This window comes from Rhizobium sp. 2YAF20 (assembly GCF_052114685.1).
Lineage (GTDB): Bacteria > Pseudomonadota > Alphaproteobacteria > Rhizobiales > Rhizobiaceae > Rhizobium.
The window spans coordinates 215,606-232,103 of sequence record NZ_JBFRFF010000006.1 but is presented as its reverse complement, the minus strand read 5'-3'; the positions used below and the strand labels follow the sequence as shown (position 1 = coordinate 232,103).

Below are 16,498 nucleotides of genomic sequence, written 5' to 3'. Positions count from 1 at the left end.
TCGAACCATAGCAATGCAGATTGTGTTGAAGAGGAAAAGCATATGTCCAATAAGGTCACCATGATTAACATAGTTTGGATGATGATGATCTCGGGCATGCTTGCAGCCACATTTGCACTCTATGATCAAAAGGTTGATCCGGCGAAGGTTTATGGTCCGTTTGCCTCGGCACGGCCCTTCGTGGCCAGCCAATACTGAGGATCTGAACGCGTATTCAGTAAAGGATGAAGACCATGTTCACGATTTTGACAGTGCTTACAGCTATCATCAGCATCATGTTCATCGTGTCCGTGGCTTCCACCATTTCGGCGCTGCGACGCGAAAGCGAAGAAGCGAAGCATCTGAACAAGCATCACAAGGCTTTCTAGCCTTCCCCCCCTGTAGCGTTTGGACGATCCAGCGCTCAGGCAATTTCGAACCGGACGCGCTCCCCCCACGCGTCCGGTTTTTTTGTGCCCAGCCTTATCTTGATGAAGCTCAAACGAAAACCGGGCGGCAATGCCACCCGGTCTATCACTCTCATCGATCCGCCGTGCCGCGTTAGGCTTCTGTCTCGCCGTCAGCATCATCCTTAGATACATCGCCCTCTGGCAGACTACCCTCAGGCGCCGCCTCAGCAGCTTCGATGACGTCCTCCTCGTCTTCCGGTTCGTTGATGCGCTCGACTGACACGACCTTTTCATCCTTGGCGGTCGAGAAGATCGTGACGCCCTTGGTCGCGCGGCTGGCGATGCGGATACCGCCGACCGGCACACGAATGAGCTGGCCGCCGTCAGAGACCAGCATGATCTGGTCTCCATCATCGACCGGGAAGGCCGCGACAAGTTCGCCGATTTCCGTGGTCTTCGAGGTATCGGTGGCGCGGATACCCTTGCCGCCGCGGCCCGAAATGCGGAAATCGTAAGAGGACGATCGCTTGCCGTAGCCCTTCTCGGAAACCGTCAACACGAACTGTTCGCGCGCCTTCAGCTCCTCGTAACGCTCGTCGGTCAGTTGTCCCTCTTCGGTGACTTCCTCGCCGACCAAAGCGATCTCCTCTGCTTCGCCGGTCGTCAAGCGTCGATCGTTGGCGGCGCGCCTCAGATAGGCCGCGCGTTCCCAAGGTTCGGCGTCGACATGGCTAACGATGGTCATGGAGATGATCCGGTCGCCATCGGCCATGTTGATGCCGCGTACGCCGATAGAGTTGCGGCCGGCAAAGACGCGGACGTCATCGACCGAGAAACGAATGCATTGTCCGAGAGCCGTCGTCAGCAGCACGTCGTCGTTTTCCGTGCAGGTCTCGACGGAGAGGATCTGGTCGCCCTCCTCTTCGAGCTTCATGGCGATCTTGCCGTTGCGGTTGACCTGGACGAAATCCGACAGCTTATTGCGGCGAACGGTACCGCGCGTGGTCGAGAACATGACGTCTAGGTTGTCCCAGCTTTCCTCGTCCTCCGGAAGCGGCATGATCGTCGTGATGCGCTCGCCCTTTTCAAGCGGCAGCATGTTGATCAAAGCCTTGCCACGCGCCGTTGGAGTGCCGATCGGCAGGCGCCAGACCTTCTCCTTGTAGACAATCCCGCGTGAAGAGAAGAACAGGACGGGCGTGTGCGTGTTGGCGACGAATAGCCGGGTAACGAAATCCTCGTCCCTGGTCGTCATGCCCGAGCGCCCCTTCCCGCCGCGACGCTGCGCGCGGTAGGCGGTCAATGGCACGCGCTTGATGTAACCAAGATGCGAAACGGTCACGACCATATCTTCGCGCGCGATCAGGTCCTCGTCGTCCATTTCGAGGCCGCCATCGACGATCTCGGTGCGACGCGGAGTGCCGAACTCGTCGCGAACAGACGTCAGTTCATCCTTGACGATGGTCTGGATGCGGACGCGGGATGATAGAATATCGAGATAATCCTTGATTTCCTCGCCGATCTTGTTGAGTTCGTCGCCAATTTCGTCCCGGCCAAGGGCCGTCAGGCGGGCAAGGCGCAGCTCGAGAATGGCGCGTGCCTGCTCTTCCGACAGATTGTAGGTCAGGTCTTCGTTGATGCGATGGCGAGGATCATCGATCAGGCGGATAAGGCTTTCGACATCCGCAGCGGGCCAGCGGCGGGTCATCAATTGCTCGCGCGCCGTTTGCGGATCCGGCGCCTGGCGTATGACGCGGATCACCTCATCAATATTTGCGACAGCGATAGCGAGGCCAACCAAGACATGCGCACGGTCGCGCGCCTTGCGCAAAAGGTACTTCGTTCTCCGGCTAACAACTTCCTCGCGGAACGAGACGAAGGCGCGGAGCATATCGAGGAGCGTCAGCTGCTCTGGCTTGCCGCCGTTGAGCGCGACCATGTTGCAGCCGAAAGACGTCTGCAACGGCGTATAGCGATAAAGCTGGTTCAGAATGACTTCGGCATTGGCATCGCGCTTCAGCTCGACGACGACACGGTACCCTTGCCGATCGGACTCGTCGCGCAGATCGGAGATGCCCTCGATGCGCTTCTCGCGCACAAGCTCTGCCATCTTCTCGATCATCGTCGACTTGTTCACCTGATAGGGAATTTCGGTGATAATGATCTGTTCGCGGTCGCCGCGCATCGGCTCGATGGCCGCGACGCCTCGCATGATGACCGAGCCGCGGCCGGTCTCGTAAGCCGAACGGATGCCCGCACGCCCGAGGATCTTCGCACCTGTTGGAAAGTCCGGACCGGGAATGATCTGCATCAGGTCCGGCAATTCAATCGTCGGATCGTTGATCAGCGCGATGCAGCCGTCAATGACTTCGACGAGGTTGTGCGGTGGGATGTTGGTGGCCATGCCGACCGCGATGCCGCCGGCGCCGTTGACCAGCAGATTCGGGAACTTCGCCGGCACGACGACGGGCTCGCTAAGCGTGCCGTCATAATTCTCGCGAAAGTCGACCGTATCCTTGTCTAGATCGTCCAGCAGCGCGTGCGCGGCCTTTTCCAGACGGCATTCGGTGTAGCGTTCGGCTGCCGGCGGATCACCGTCCACGGAACCAAAATTGCCCTGACCATCGATCAGCGGCAAGCGCAGCGACCACGGCTGAGCCATGCGCGCCAATGCATCATAAATGGCCGAATTGCCGTGCGGATGGAACTTACCCATCACGTCACCGGTAACGCGGGCGCACTTCACGTATTTCTTGTTCCAGTCGATGCCGAGTTCGGACATGCCGAACAGGATGCGCCGGTGAACGGGTTTGAGCCCATCGCGGACGTCGGGAAGAGCGCGGCTCACGATAACGCTCATCGCGTAATCGAGATAAGACCGCTGCATTTCCTCCATGATGGAGATCGGCTCGATACCTGGCGGGTATTTCCCGCCACCGGGTGGGGATTGTTCAGTCAAAACAGATCACAATCTCTTTTAGAATCACTGCAGAATTTATAGCGGAAAGCAGGCTCTTACGCCAATTTCGGCGCGTGTTTTGAACAGGCTTTTGCCTTCTAGAGCCTTTAAATGGCACATTTCAATGGCACTGCGCAAAACACGCCGCATAGCAGGCTTTGCGAAACCGGTTTCATCGCATAACAATGGACGAAATGACGCGAAAGTCTGGCTTCTGGAGCAAATATGGCTAGTGCCGACACGCTTATCAATGGCTTTACGACATTGCTCGTCACAGTCGATCCGCCGGGTCTCGCTCCGCTCTTTCTCGGCCTGACGACCGGCATGAATCGGGCCGAGCGCAAACAGGTGGCGCTGCGCGGTTCGCTGATCGCGTTCTTTATTCTCGCAGCATTCGCGCTGTTCGGCGCAAGCGTCCTCAACGTTCTCGGGATATCGATCGGCGCCTTCCGCATCGCCGGCGGGCTGCTGCTCTTCTGGATTGCCTTTGAGATGGTTTTCGAGAAACGCCAGGACCGCAAGGAAAAGACCACCACCGTGGCAATTACCCAGGACCACATCCACAATATAGCGGTCTTTCCGCTGGCCTTGCCGTTGATCGCCGGGCCTGGGGCCATATCGGCGACGATCCTGCTTGCCGGGTCCTTGCCGGGAACAGTGGACCGGATGCAGCTGATCGGCGTCATCGCCGTCAATCTCGGCCTGGTATTTGCCGCCTTGCTGATCTCCGAAAGGCTTGACCGCCTGCTCGGCGTCACGGGACGAGCAATCCTTACAAGGCTTCTGGGCGTTATTCTCGCAGCGCTTGCGGCGCAATTCGTTGTCGATGGTATCAAAGCGGCACTGAAAATCTAATCTCCCGACGGCTAAGCCTGCTTCCTTCCTGCTGTTGTATTACAATGGAAAAATACTGCGTTCCATTATATGATTCGATCATAAATTAGATAATGTTTATGCAACTCAGGTGACGTTTCGGGATATCTGATTTTGCGGTGCTTCCACTAGAGCTGCCGTCGCAACGAAAGCGTTTGTCGACGACCAATATCGGGGGGAAGAATGTCTGCCAACATTGAAGGAAATATCGAACCGAAAGCTGGAACCCATCCGCCCGAAAATCTCGCGGGTAACGCCTAGGGTTTTGTCCACCGTCGGCCCATTTTCTGGGAGCGGCGACACGGTGGTGGCAGGCCTGACCGGAATGAGAGAAATTCAAAAGGATAGTCCATGGTCGAAGATGCATCCCCCGCCCCCGCAGCGATAGTGGCCTCTCCTCCCAATCCATTGCGCCGGATCGCATTGATCATCGTAATCCTGGCCCTGTTGCTGTTCGTTTTCTCAATCTTCATGGAGCGTCGAACACCGTCGACCTCGCAGGCGCAGGTTCAGGCCTATGTGGTTGGAATAGCACCCGAGGTTGCCGGGCGCGTCATCGAGGTCAACGTCGCCGACAACGCGCGTGTCGATGCCGATCAGATACTCTTCCGGATCGACCCCAACCGATATGAGATCGCTGTCACTGGAGCGGAAGCCGGTCTTGCAAGCGTCGGCCAGTCGATCGGCGCGTCGACGGCGACGGTGGACGCCGCGCAGGCCAAGCTGGTCGGAGCGCAGACGAACCGGGACAACCTGCGTGAGCAGTACGCACGGGCCTCTGAGCTTGTGACGCGCGGCGTCTATTCCAAAGCCAGATACGATACCACGAAATCCGCGTTCGATCAGGCAGAGTCCAAGGTTCAGGGCGCGCAGGCAGACCTCGACAAGGCAAAGGAACAGCTTGGCCCCGCCGGCAAAGACAACCCGCAGCTCAAGGAGGCGCTTGCAGCGCTGGAGCGTGCCCAGCTCGATCTGGAGCACACGACGGTGCGTGCGCCGTCGGCCGGCGTCGTCACCAATCTTCAACTCTCCATCGGTAAGGTCGTCACCGTGGGGCAGCCGGCCATGACCTTCATCGACGTCGGGACGATCTGGATCTCTGCCGCCTTCAAGGAGAACAGCCTGGAGAATGTGGCCGTCGGCAACCGGGCCGACATCCTCTTCGACGCGCTGCCCGGAAGGCTATTTCCGGCAAAGGTCGAAAGCGTCGGCCTCGGCGTGTCTGGGGGCACAACGGACCCGAGTACCGGCCTACCAACCATCCGCAACGACAGCGGATGGGTCCAGGAAGCGCAACGTTTTCCGGTCCGGCTGTCCATGGATGGCGACCGACCCAAGGGTGTCCGATATGGGTCGCAGGCGACCGTCGTCATCTATACGGGCGAGCACCCGGTAAGCAACGCCTGGGGTTCCCTTTGGATACGCATCATGTCGGTACTGACCTATGTCGGCTAGACCGGATGTCGTCGCGCCGTCCAGCGTCGCTGTTTCGGAGCAGCGGCGAAAAGGCTTGCGTGTCGCGCTCGCCGTATCGATCGGCTTGCCCGTCGCCGTTTTCTCAGGCGCCATTGTGCCGTTTCTCGGGCCGCTTTTTGCCGCTCAGTTCCTGCTCGGCAGTTCCGGTCCGATGCCGCTCGGCAAGACAGTCGGGATGGCCGCGCTGATCCTTGTCAGCGGCGTGTTCATGATGGTCCTCACCAACACGTTCGGCGACAGGCATGCCACCTTCCTCATGCTTCTGGCGCTGATCTACTTTTGCTGCTTCGTCGTCCAGTCGCGTGGCAAGGGTGGCCCCGCGGTTTTCCTCGTCCTGGTCGTGGCAATCATGGTGCCGCTGCTCGGTATCCTCAACCGCGATCTGGCGAACTCGATCCTGTCGATCCTGGTCACGGGTGTCCTCAGCGGTACGCTTCTAATGTGGCTTGCCTACGCGGTCATTCCCGAGCCGCCGGCGATGGGCATCGACGCTCAACCGCCAGCGACGCAGGTTCCATCCTATTTGCGTGCCTTGGCCAACACGGCAATATTGCTTGCCGCGGTGACGATCTGCCTGACGAACGACAAGCTGGCGTCCGCCATTGTCATCCCTATCACCGTGGCATCGCTTCTAGGCCAGCTCGACGTTGCGGCAAGCGCACGAGCGGCGGCCGGGCTGGTGATCGTCAACCTGTTCGGAGGGGTTCTCGCTTCCGTCGCCTATGCGCTCCTCACCCTTCGCCCCAGCCTGTTCTCGATGTTTCTCATTCTTCTTGTCGTCAGTCTTTTGCTAGGCGGTCGTGCCGCCGCCCGCTCAAAAGACGCCGGCATGTTTGCGGGCGCACTGACGATCTTCCTGATTCTGTTCGGGCTTGGCGTTTCGCCCCTGCCCGGGAGTGCGGCTGAATCATTCTCGACCAGGATCGTCTATGTCGCCTTAGCCCTGATCTACGCGTTGCTTGCTGCAAGCCTGCTGTGGCCACACGCAAAGGCGCCGGTGCGCCTCTGAGGCTCGAACCACAAACTCCCTCTCAAAAGGGAATATCGTCGTCGAGATCGCGCGAGAAGTTTCCGCCGCCGCTGGCGCCACTGCCACCGCGGCTTGGACCCGACGAAGCGGGCTGGCCGTAGTCGTCGCCATATCCGCCACCGCCGCCGCCAAAATCATTGCCGCCGCGCGAAGCGCCGCGTCCACCCTCGCTTGCACCACCACCTTCGCCACGACCGTCGAGCATGGTGAGCGTCGAATTGAAGCCCTGCAGCACGATCTCGGTCGAATACTTTTCGACGCCGTTCTGGTCCTGCCACTTGCGGGTCTGCAATTGGCCTTCGATATAGACCTTGGCGCCCTTCTTCAGATACTGCTCGGCAACCTTGCAGAGGCCTTCGTTGAAGATCACGACGCGGTGCCACTCGGTCTTTTCCTTGCGCTCGCCGGAGGTACGATCGCGCCAGGTCTCGGATGTCGCTATATTGAGGTTGGCGATCGGACGACCGTCCTGGGTGCGGCGGATTTCCGGGTCCGCCCCGAGATTTCCGATCAGAATTACCTTGTTCACACTACCAGCCATACCAACCACCCTATGTCCGCCCCATCGAGCGGCTTTTCAATTCAATGTCTCACCTTAACGCATGAACACTTGCCGTTGGGCTTTAAGCGCGGTTCATCCACAAGGATTTTGTTCTTTCTTTGTTCTAGTTTATCCCTATGATCCTGTCAACCGAATCGAAAACCTCTCGCCTTCTGGCGTTTCAGTCTCGACTCGCCGGTGCGCATCACTAAATAAGAGCTGACACAAGGGACCCAGCTGAACAATGAGTGAACTCAAGACCATCTCCATCCGCGGTGCGCGCGAGCACAATCTCAAGGGCATCGACCTTGATCTTCCGCGCAACAAGCTGATCGTGATGACCGGCCTTTCCGGCTCCGGAAAATCCTCGCTTGCCTTCGACACGATCTATGCCGAGGGCCAGCGACGTTATGTCGAGAGCCTGTCGGCCTATGCCCGGCAGTTCCTGGAGATGATGCAGAAGCCTGATGTCGACCAGATCGACGGGCTGTCGCCGGCAATTTCGATTGAGCAGAAGACGACATCGCGCAACCCGCGTTCGACGGTCGGCACCGTAACCGAAATCCATGACTACATGCGCCTGCTCTTTGCGCGCGTCGGTGTTCCCTATTCGCCGGCGACGGGCCTGCCGATCGAGAGCCAGACAGTCAGCCAGATGGTCGATCGCGTTCTCGATTACGAGGAGGGCACCCGGCTCTATATTCTTGCGCCGCTCGTGCGCGGACGGAAGGGCGAATACAAGAAGGAACTGGCGGAGCTCATGAAAAAGGGCTTCCAGCGCGTCAAGGTCGACGGGCAGTTCTACGAGATTGCCGAGGTGCCGGCGCTCGACAAGAAATACAAGCACGACATCGATGTGGTGGTCGACCGCATCGTCGTGCGCGCCGATGTCGCGGCCCGTCTAGCCGATAGCTTTGAGACCAGCCTTCGCCTGGCTGACGGACTTGCGGTGGCGGAATTCGCAGACAAGCCGCTGCCACCCGAAGAGACCTCCGCCGGTGGTTCGGCCAACAAATCCCTGAACGAGACGCATGAGCGCGTGCTCTTCTCGGAGAAGTTCGCCTGCCCGGTTTCGGGCTTCACCATTCCCGAGATCGAGCCAAGGCTGTTCTCGTTCAACAATCCGTCGGGCGCCTGCCCTTCCTGCGACGGGCTTGGATCGCTGCAGAAGATCGACCCCGACCTCATTGTCCCGGAACACGAGCGGACCTTGCGCGACGGCGCGATTGCGCCCTGGGCAAAGTCGACGTCCCCCTACTATAACCAGACGCTGGAAGCGCTCGGCAAGCATTACGGCTTCAAGCTCGGCGCCCGCTGGAACGACCTGCCGGAGGAAGCCAAGACCGTTATCCTGCATGGCACCGAGGACAAGATCGAGTTCCACTATGCCGACGGTGCACGGTCCTATACCACTCACAAGAACTTCGAGGGCATTGTTCCCAACCTCGAGCGCCGTTGGAAGGAAACGGATTCGGCTTGGGCGCGCGAGGAGATCGAGCGCTATATGTCGGCAGCGCCTTGCCCAGCTTGCAACGGCTATCGCCTGAAGCCGGAGGCGCTTGCGGTCAAGATCGACACGCTGCACATCGGCCAGGTATCGGAAATGTCGATCCGTGTTGCCCGCGATTGGTTCGAGACCCTGCCTGCGTCCTTTACGTCGAAGCAGAACGAGATCGCGGTTCGCATCTTGAAGGAGATCCGGGACCGCTTGCGTTTCCTCAACGACGTCGGGCTCGAATATCTCAGCCTCTCGCGCAATTCCGGCACGCTTTCCGGCGGCGAAAGCCAGCGCATCCGTTTGGCATCGCAAATCGGTTCGGGCCTGACCGGCGTTCTCTATGTGCTGGACGAACCATCGATCGGCCTGCACCAACGCGACAACGCCCGGCTTCTGGAAACGCTGAAGCATCTGCGCGACATCGGTAATACGGTCATCGTTGTCGAGCATGACGAGGATGCAATCATGTCCGCCGACGATGTGGTCGATATTGGCCCGGCAGCAGGCGTCCACGGTGGCCACATCGTGGCGCATGGCACGCCGCAGGAGATCATGGCGAACCCGAAGTCGCTGACAGGAAAATATCTATCCGGCGAACTGGGCGTTCCGGTGCCTTCCGAGCGGCGCAAGCCAAAGAAGGGCAAGGAAATCAGGATCGTCGGCGCCCGCGGCAACAATCTGAAGAATGTGACCGCCTCCATCCCCCTTGGCGTTTTCACTGCGGTGACAGGGGTTTCTGGCGGCGGCAAATCGACCTTCCTTGTCGAGACGCTTTATAAATCCGCCGCACGCCGCGTCATGGGCGCGCGCGAAAATCCGGCGGATCATGATCGCATCGATGGCTTCGAGCATATCGACAAGGTGATCGACATCGATCAGTCGCCGATCGGCCGCACCCCGCGCTCCAATCCGGCAACCTATACTGGCGCGTTCACGCCGATCCGCGACTGGTTTTCGGGGCTGCCGGAGGCAAAAGCGCGGGGCTATCAGCCCGGCCGCTTCTCGTTCAACGTCAAGGGCGGCCGCTGCGAAGCCTGCCAGGGCGACGGCGTCATCAAGATCGAGATGCATTTTCTGCCCGACGTCTACGTCACCTGCGACGTCTGCCACGGCAAGCGGTACAACAGGGAAACGCTCGACGTTACGTTCAAGACAAAGTCGATCGCCGATGTGCTCGACATGACGGTTGAAGAAGGCGTCGATTTCTTCGCCGCCGTTCCGGCAGTGCGTGACAAGCTGCAATCGCTGAAGGACGTCGGTCTTGGATATATCAAGGTCGGGCAACAGGCCAATACGCTTTCGGGTGGCGAGGCGCAGCGCGTCAAGCTAGCCAAAGAACTGTCGAAACGCTCGACCGGCCGAACACTCTATATCCTCGACGAACCGACCACCGGACTGCACTTCCACGACGTGGCCAAGCTCTTGGAGATGCTGCACGAGCTGGTCAATCAAGGAAACTCTGTGGTCGTCATCGAACATAATCTCGAGGTCATCAAGACCGCCGACTGGGTTCTCGATTTCGGTCCGGAGGGCGGCGATGGCGGCGGTGAGATTGTTGCCTCCGGCACGCCCGAGGCGATCGTTAGGGAAAAGCGGTCCTATACCGGCCAGTTCCTGAAGGAGCTGTTGGAACGGCGTCCGGTAAAGAGAGAAGTTGCAGCGGCGGAGTGATGTGGCCCCACGGCTTATTTTTTGATCGCGGAGTGCCAACTGCGGGATGGCACGGTCATCACGGGAACTAATGTCGATGGAGGATGCATGACCAGAACCGGGACTATCCGAACAGGCATTGGCGGCTGGACGTTCGAGCCTTGGCGGGGGACTTTTTTTCCTGACGACCTCAAACAGAAGGACGAGCTCCATTTTGCTAGCCGTCAGCTGAAGGTGATCGAGGTCAACGGCACCTATTACAGCACACAGAAGCCAGCGACTTTTGCCAAATGGAGTTCAGACGTTCCCGATGGTTTCGTTTTTTCGCTGAAGGCGACGCGTTTCGTCACCAACCGTCGCGTTCTTGCCGAAGCCGGTGAATCGATGGAGCGCTTCCTGGCCTCAGGTATCAGCGAACTCGGGGATCATCTCGGTCCGCTCCTCTGGCAGTTCGCGCCGACCAAGAAATTCGACCCGGAGGATTTCGAGGCTTTCCTGAAATTGCTGCCGGAAAAGCAGGATGGGCTGCCGTTGCGCCACGTCGTCGAAGTCAGGCATGACAGCTTCAAGGTGCCGGAATTCGTGTCCTTGCTGGCAAAATACAAGGTAGCCCCGGTTTGCGCCGAGCATCACGACTATCCGATGATCGCCGACGTGACCGCCGACTTCGTCTATGCGCGCCTGCAGAAAGGCTCTGACGAAATCAAGACCTGCTATCCTCCTAAGGAACTGCAGGCCTGGGCAAGGCGGTTGGAGACCTGGTCAGAGGGCGGCGTTCCCGATGATCTGCCGCTGATCGACGCCGATCGGAAAGTGAGCGTTCAGCCACGCGACGTCTTCGCTTTCATGATCCATGAGGGCAAGGTCAATGCTCCCCAAGGTGCGATTGCCCTACAAGGTAAGCTGGGCAAGTAGCCGTCGTCGTCCGTCCGGAGCAGGACGACCTGCTAAAGCAGAATGACGATCTATAGCGGGACGACATCGGCGACGAGGTCCTCCGCCGTCAGACCTTTTCCGGCCCGCTTCCCCGTTTCGCCGTGCAACCAGACGCCGGCCGCGGCTGCTTCGAAAGTTGGTATGCCCTGGGCCAGCAGGCCGCCGATAATGCCGGCAAGCACGTCGCCTGATCCGGCCGTTGCAAGCCACGGCGGTGCGTTCGCGTTGATCAGCGCGCGTCCATCCGGCGCGGCAATGACGCTGTCTGCACCCTTGTAGATCACGGCGGCGTTGGCACGCATGGCAGCAGCCTGCGCCTTCTGAACTTTCGTCAGCTCGCGGTCTGCTGCAATGTCAGGAAAAAGACGGCCGAACTCTCCTTCATGTGGCGTCAGCACCAGCCGTGCAGGCCCATCCCTAAAAGCGTCGAAAAGCTCGGCGGGATCGTCGCGAAAGGAGGTTATGCCATCGGCGTCGAGCACAAGGTGGCGATCGGCCAGCGCCAGCACGAATTTGCGCGCCCTTTTGCCAGCCCCGAAGCCTGGGCCCAGAACAAAGGCCGTCAGCCGTTTGTCCTCGAGCCAGCTTCTTAAATCCTTCTCTGTCTGAACTTGCCGCAGCATGATGGCAGTCAGCACGCCGGCATTCACGGACATCGCATTTTCAGGAGAGCCGATGGTAACCAGCCCTGCGCCGGCCTTCAAGCCTGCCATTGCCGCCATGCGGGCGGCACCCGTTGCGGTCGCGCCACCTGAGAAGACAACGAGATGGCCGCGCTTGTACTTATGCGTCTCGATCCGCGAGGCGGGTATGGCCGCCTGCCATTGGGCCGGCACGTTTTCCGCGACAAGCCCGGTCGCGTGCCCAAGAACGATCCGTTCCGGTATGCCGATGTCGAACACCTCGAGCTCGCCGCAAAGCTCTCGTCCCGGCATCAGTAGATGTCCCGGCTTGCGCGTCATGAAGGTGACTGTATGCCTTGCGCGAAAGGCGGCCCCGCGTGGATTGCCGCTAAGGCCGTCGAGGCCAGACGGCAGGTCTATCGCAATCACGGGGGTGCCCGCCTCGTTCACGCGATCGATGAGCGCGACGACGGGTGCCGCAACTGCACGCGACAGGCCCGCGCCGAAGATGGCGTCTATGACGACGTCGCCGGCTCTGGGGGCATAGTTTTCAATATCGTCACCGCCGAGCGGACAGGCAACAAATGCAACCTTTGCATCTCCCTTCAGCGCCTGCGGGTCGCCGAAGTTGAAGACAACGACCTGCGCGCCGCTCCCTTGCAATGCTCTTGCCGTGACATAGCCGTCACCACCATTATTGCCCGGCCCACAGAGGACGACATAGCGCAACGCTTCGGGAAAATGCTTCAGCGCCGTAGCGGCCACCGCCTGTCCTGCCCGCTCCATCAGGCCATAAGAAGAAATGCCTGACGCCGCGGCAGCGCGATCCACGGCGGCCATTTCGGTTGGGGTAAGAAGAAGCTCGGAAACGGGGCAATTCATGATAGAAGTCATTCAATGCGAAAGGTGAATGGAAAACAACTGGTTTCCGACAATAGATTATGTCCATTATGAGTGCATATGCTCAATATTTAACCATCATGAAACTGCATTCAAGATATTGCACTAGCGAAGAAATTCGCGGTTTCTGCCTTTTTTTGATTTGATGGGGCGGATTTCAGATAAAACTGCTACCAATTTTCGGCAAAAGGCCCATGAATACGGGTGAAATTGGCGGATTCGTTGAAAAACGGGCGTCCGATTGGAATCAACTGGCACGGTACGTGCATCATGAAGGCCAAGCGGGTTATTTCCCGCTTTAACGGGAGAAGCGGAGAGACATTTTCTCATGAAAAAGATCGAAGCGATCATTAAGCCATTCAAGCTTGACGAAGTGAAGGAAGCCCTTCAAGAAGTTGGGCTGCAGGGTATCACTGTCACGGAAGCAAAGGGCTTCGGTCGTCAAAAAGGCCATACGGAACTGTACCGTGGGGCCGAATATGTCGTCGACTTCCTTCCGAAGGTGAAGGTAGAGGTTGTATTGGCGGACGAGAATGCAGAAGCCGTCATCGACGCCATCCGCAAGGCCGCGCAGACCGGACGTATCGGCGACGGAAAGATTTTCGTTTCCAACATCGAAGAGGTCATTCGCATCCGGACCGGTGAAACAGGCATAGACGCTATCTAACCCGCCTCGCCGTCCGGCGAAGCTTCATATCGTCATCTCATTCAAGGAAGCATTTTATGACGACCGCAAACGAAATTCTCAAACAGATCAAGGATAACGACGTCAAGTTCGTCGACCTGCGATTTACAGATCCGAAGGGCAAACTCCAGCACGTCACGATGGACGTCACCTGTGTCGATGAAGACATGTTTGCCGACGGCGTCATGTTCGATGGTTCCTCCATCGGCGGCTGGAAGGCAATCAACGAGTCCGACATGGTGTTGATGCCGGACACCGACACGGTTCACATGGACCCGTTCTTCGCCCAGTCGACGATGGTCATCATCTGCGACATCCTGGACCCGATATCCGGCGAATCCTATAACCGTGACCCCCGCGGCACCGCCAAGAAGGCTGAAGCCTATCTCAAGGCATCTGGTATCGGCGATCAGATCTTCGTTGGACCTGAACCGGAATTCTTCGTTTTCGACGATGTGAAGTACAAGGCCGACCCCTACAACACAGGCTTCAAGCTGGATTCCAGCGAGCTGCCGTCGAACGATGATACGGACTATGAGACCGGCAACCTCGGCCACCGTCCGCGCGTCAAGGGCGGCTACTTCCCGGTTCCTCCGGTTGACAGCTGCCAGGACATGCGCTCCGAAATGCTGACTGTCCTGGGCGAGATGGGCGTCGTCGTTGAAAAGCACCACCACGAGGTTGCCGCGGCCCAGCATGAGCTCGGCGTCAAGTTCGATACGTTGGTGCGCAACGCCGACAAGATCCAGATCTACAAATACGTCGTACATCAGGTCGCCAACGCCTACGGCAAAACGGCAACCTTCATGCCGAAGCCGATCTTCGGCGACAACGGCTCGGGCATGCACGTCCACCAGTCGATCTGGAAGGGCGGCAAGCCTACCTTCGCCGGCGACGAATATGCAGGCCTGTCTGAAAGCTGCCTTTACTACATCGGCGGCATCATCAAGCATGCCAAGGCGATTAACGCCTTCACCAACCCTTCGACCAATTCCTACAAGCGTCTTGTGCCCGGCTACGAAGCGCCGGTTCTGCTCGCTTATTCCGCGCGCAACCGTTCCGCTTCATGCCGTATTCCATTCGGCTCCAATCCGAAAGCAAAGCGCGTCGAAGTCCGGTTCCCTGACCCGACCGCTAATCCCTATCTCGGCTTTGCAGCGATGCTGATGGCCGGCCTCGACGGGATCAAGAACAAGATTCATCCCGGCAAGCCGATGGACAAGGATCTTTATGATCTGCCGCCGAAGGAACTGAAGAAAATCCCGACCGTCTGCGGCTCGCTGCGCGAAGCGCTGGAAAGCCTCGACAAGGACCGCAAGTTCCTGACGGCCGGCGGCGTGTTCGACGACGACCAGATCGATGCTTTCATCGAACTGAAGATGGTTGAGGTCATGCGCTATGACATGACCCCGCATCCTGTCGAGTACGACATGTACTATTCGGCTTGATTACTGAGATTGAAAAGCCCCGGTTCGCCGGGCCTTTTCTCTGCCGGCGTGGCGGCCGGCGAAGGCAGCAAGTGTGACAACTGTTTGAAGGAAACAAGGCAAAAACCTTGATTTTTGCAAACAATATCACCACATCATTGCTTGAAAGGAAGTCGCGCCATGAAACAAAGCAAAGCAAAATTCAATATCGGCGAAGTGGTTCGGCACCGTGTATTCCCGTTTCGCGGAGTAATCTTCGATGTAGACCCGGAATTCGCAAATACGGACGAGTGGTGGAATTCTATTCCGTCCGAGGTTCGCCCCAGCAAGGAGCAACCGTTCTATCATCTCCTCGCCGAGAACGAAGAAACCGAATATGTTGCCTACGTATCGGAGCAGAATCTCGTCAGTGACGAAAGTGGTGTTCCGCTGCGCAATCCGCAAGTTTACCAGATCTTCGATCGCGAGCCGACAGGCCAGTTCAGACCCAAGATGAGCTTCGCCCACTAACGCGTCTCGCCATGAATTCGTAATCGTCAGGGAAGTTGCGTTGCAGCTTCCCTTTTTTGTTGCCGATCTTTTGTCGCTTTCGTTCCAATGCAAAAAGCCCAGCAAGGGGCTGGGCTTTTTGTCGAAGATGTAGTCTCGCGATTATTGCTGCTTGGCTGCCTTCTGGGCGTCTTCAAGCTTCTTGCGGGCTTCCTCGGCCTTCTTCTGCATGCTGTCCTGAAGGCTCTTCTGGCTTTCGGCAAGCTTCGACTGCGAGATCGGGTCGCCGTCGTAGGAAGCGCCGAAACCATCGAGCGAAATCTTGATCGGGCTCGGCGTGCGACGGAAATTGATCGAGGTGAAGGTCACGTCGGTGCCCTTCTTAAGGGCGGTGATCATCGCGTCTGTCAGCGGAACTTCGGCCATGCAACGATCCGGCAGGCAGACGGCGTAATCAAGCTTCTGGCCCTTGCCACCGTCAATCTGCATGGTGATGCCTGGGGCGATCAGGCGGGCGGTCGGGACCGAAACCTGCATGGCCTTGCGAGCCTGCTTGCCATCGATCGAGATGAGGCCAATCGCGGTAACGATCTGGCCGTTGTTTGCCATGATCACATTCTGAACGATGCAGACATCGTTGTCTTCCTGCTTGCTGCAGGTCTTGTACCAGCCAAGACGCGGGGTGCCAGATGCGTCGGCACCAGCGGCGGGTGCTGCTGCTGCCGGATCGGCGGCCTGTTGAGCGAACGAAGCTGCTGGGGCTGCTGCGCCGATGATGAGAGCCAGAGCAGACAGACCTGCCCTCATTTTGTTGTCAGTCTTGAACATCATAGCGTATCCGCCTCCTGAATTCCGATGCGGAGCAGCTTCCTGCCGCCCCATGCCAGTCGGGTCAAACCGCCGTCCACCTGTCTAAAGATTAAGGCGATTGCATGACCCGAAACTCCGGACCACCTGTTACATTGCACTGCGTCCGATATCCAGCCTTTCTTTGGCCTTTTAATGAACGGCAACAAGAAAAT

At 58.4% G+C, this 16,498-nt stretch carries 14 protein-coding genes; 10 read left to right on the top strand and 4 right to left on the bottom strand.

What is annotated here, in order from left to right:
- The first annotated feature begins 42 nt into the window (after window positions 1–42).
- Window positions 43–198, top strand: coding sequence for a hypothetical protein (locus AB4Z52_RS11670; protein ID WP_442218071.1), 156 nt, complete (start codon window positions 43–45; stop codon window positions 196–198).
- Between the two features lie 35 nt (window positions 199–233).
- Window positions 234–368, top strand: a complete 135-nt coding sequence (locus AB4Z52_RS11665) for a hypothetical protein (protein WP_442218070.1) — start codon at window positions 234–236, stop codon at window positions 366–368.
- Window positions 369–540: 172 nt separating this feature from the next.
- Here AB4Z52_RS11665 and gyrA read toward each other — a convergent pair whose 3' ends face one another.
- Window positions 541–3,348: a DNA gyrase subunit A gene (gene gyrA, locus AB4Z52_RS11660; RefSeq protein WP_442218069.1), complete on the bottom strand. Its 2,808-nt coding sequence runs from the start codon at window positions 3,346–3,348 to the stop codon at window positions 541–543.
- Window positions 3,349–3,573: 225 nt separating this feature from the next.
- On the opposite strand from gyrA, the gene AB4Z52_RS11655 reads away from it, so the two are divergent.
- From AB4Z52_RS11655 to AB4Z52_RS11645, 3 genes are all read left to right on the top strand, one after another.
- On the top strand, window positions 3,574–4,203 hold the full coding sequence (locus AB4Z52_RS11655; protein WP_442218068.1) for a MarC family protein: 630 nt from the start codon (window positions 3,574–3,576) through the stop codon (window positions 4,201–4,203).
- 369 nt (window positions 4,204–4,572) lie between these two features.
- Window positions 4,573–5,676 (top strand): HlyD family secretion protein, encoded by a 1,104-nt coding sequence (locus AB4Z52_RS11650; RefSeq protein ID WP_442218067.1) that lies wholly within the window; start codon window positions 4,573–4,575, stop codon window positions 5,674–5,676.
- Window positions 5,666–6,706: a DUF2955 domain-containing protein gene (locus AB4Z52_RS11645; protein ID WP_442218066.1), complete on the top strand. Its 1,041-nt coding sequence runs from the start codon at window positions 5,666–5,668 to the stop codon at window positions 6,704–6,706. The genes AB4Z52_RS11650 and AB4Z52_RS11645 overlap by 11 nt, the downstream gene beginning before the upstream one ends.
- A gap of 22 nt (window positions 6,707–6,728) precedes the next feature.
- Here AB4Z52_RS11645 and AB4Z52_RS11640 read toward each other — a convergent pair whose 3' ends face one another.
- Window positions 6,729–7,268, bottom strand: coding sequence for a single-stranded DNA-binding protein (locus AB4Z52_RS11640; protein WP_442218065.1), 540 nt, complete (start codon window positions 7,266–7,268; stop codon window positions 6,729–6,731).
- 244 nt (window positions 7,269–7,512) lie between these two features.
- On the opposite strand from AB4Z52_RS11640, the gene uvrA reads away from it, so the two are divergent.
- Both uvrA and AB4Z52_RS11630 read left to right on the top strand, forming a co-directional pair.
- Entirely contained in the window at window positions 7,513–10,437 is a 2,925-nt protein-coding gene (uvrA, locus tag AB4Z52_RS11635; protein ID WP_442218064.1) for an excinuclease ABC subunit UvrA, read from the top strand.
- Between the two features lie 87 nt (window positions 10,438–10,524).
- Window positions 10,525–11,331, top strand: a complete 807-nt coding sequence (locus AB4Z52_RS11630) for a DUF72 domain-containing protein (RefSeq protein ID WP_442218063.1) — start codon at window positions 10,525–10,527, stop codon at window positions 11,329–11,331.
- 50 nt (window positions 11,332–11,381) lie between these two features.
- Here AB4Z52_RS11630 and AB4Z52_RS11625 read toward each other — a convergent pair whose 3' ends face one another.
- Window positions 11,382–12,857 carry an NAD(P)H-hydrate dehydratase gene (locus AB4Z52_RS11625; RefSeq protein WP_442218062.1) on the bottom strand — a complete coding sequence of 492 codons (1,476 nt, stop codon included), beginning with the start codon at window positions 12,855–12,857 and terminating at the stop codon, window positions 11,382–11,384.
- Window positions 12,858–13,203: 346 nt separating this feature from the next.
- Here AB4Z52_RS11625 and AB4Z52_RS11620 point away from each other — a divergent pair, with 346 nt between their 5' ends.
- The 3 genes from AB4Z52_RS11620 (at window position 13,204) to hspQ (ending at window position 15,497) form a co-directional block, all read left to right on the top strand.
- Window positions 13,204–13,542, top strand: coding sequence for a P-II family nitrogen regulator (locus AB4Z52_RS11620; RefSeq protein ID WP_003579240.1), 339 nt, complete (start codon window positions 13,204–13,206; stop codon window positions 13,540–13,542).
- A 56-nt stretch (window positions 13,543–13,598) separates the two neighbouring features.
- Window positions 13,599–15,008 (top strand): type I glutamate--ammonia ligase, encoded by a 1,410-nt coding sequence (glnA, locus tag AB4Z52_RS11615; protein WP_442218061.1) that lies wholly within the window; start codon window positions 13,599–13,601, stop codon window positions 15,006–15,008.
- 159 nt (window positions 15,009–15,167) lie between these two features.
- On the top strand, window positions 15,168–15,497 hold the full coding sequence (gene hspQ, locus AB4Z52_RS11610) for a heat shock protein HspQ (RefSeq protein ID WP_442218060.1): 330 nt from the start codon (window positions 15,168–15,170) through the stop codon (window positions 15,495–15,497).
- Window positions 15,498–15,638: 141 nt separating this feature from the next.
- On the opposite strand, the gene AB4Z52_RS11605 is transcribed toward hspQ, so the two are convergent.
- Complete coding sequence (locus AB4Z52_RS11605) at window positions 15,639–16,307, bottom strand: invasion associated locus B family protein (RefSeq protein ID WP_442218059.1); 669 nt, start codon at window positions 16,305–16,307, stop codon at window positions 15,639–15,641.
- Window positions 16,308–16,498: the final 191 nt, after the last annotated feature.

Bases quoted from the DNA above. Each gene is read 5' to 3' on its own strand.
- AB4Z52_RS11670 (WP_442218071.1), top strand. From the start codon at position 43: ATGTCCAATAAGGTCACCATGATTAACATAGTTTGGATGATGATGATC.
- hspQ (WP_442218060.1), top strand. From the start codon at position 15,168: ATGAAACAAAGCAAAGCAAAATTCAATATCGGCGAAGTGGTTCGGCAC.
- AB4Z52_RS11655 (WP_442218068.1), top strand. From the start codon at position 3,574: ATGGCTAGTGCCGACACGCTTATCAATGGCTTTACGACATTGCTCGTC.
- AB4Z52_RS11625 (WP_442218062.1), bottom strand. From the start codon at position 12,857: ATGAATTGCCCCGTTTCCGAGCTTCTTCTTACCCCAACCGAAATGGCC.
- AB4Z52_RS11630 (WP_442218063.1), top strand. From the start codon at position 10,525: ATGACCAGAACCGGGACTATCCGAACAGGCATTGGCGGCTGGACGTTC.
- AB4Z52_RS11605 (WP_442218059.1), bottom strand. From the start codon at position 16,307: ATGATGTTCAAGACTGACAACAAAATGAGGGCAGGTCTGTCTGCTCTG.
- AB4Z52_RS11645 (WP_442218066.1), top strand. From the start codon at position 5,666: ATGTCGGCTAGACCGGATGTCGTCGCGCCGTCCAGCGTCGCTGTTTCG.
- AB4Z52_RS11640 (WP_442218065.1), bottom strand. From the start codon at position 7,268: ATGGCTGGTAGTGTGAACAAGGTAATTCTGATCGGAAATCTCGGGGCG.
- AB4Z52_RS11620 (WP_003579240.1), top strand. From the start codon at position 13,204: ATGAAAAAGATCGAAGCGATCATTAAGCCATTCAAGCTTGACGAAGTG.
- AB4Z52_RS11650 (WP_442218067.1), top strand. From the start codon at position 4,573: ATGGTCGAAGATGCATCCCCCGCCCCCGCAGCGATAGTGGCCTCTCCT.
- glnA (WP_442218061.1), top strand. From the start codon at position 13,599: ATGACGACCGCAAACGAAATTCTCAAACAGATCAAGGATAACGACGTC.
- uvrA (WP_442218064.1), top strand. From the start codon at position 7,513: ATGAGTGAACTCAAGACCATCTCCATCCGCGGTGCGCGCGAGCACAAT.
- AB4Z52_RS11665 (WP_442218070.1), top strand. From the start codon at position 234: ATGTTCACGATTTTGACAGTGCTTACAGCTATCATCAGCATCATGTTC.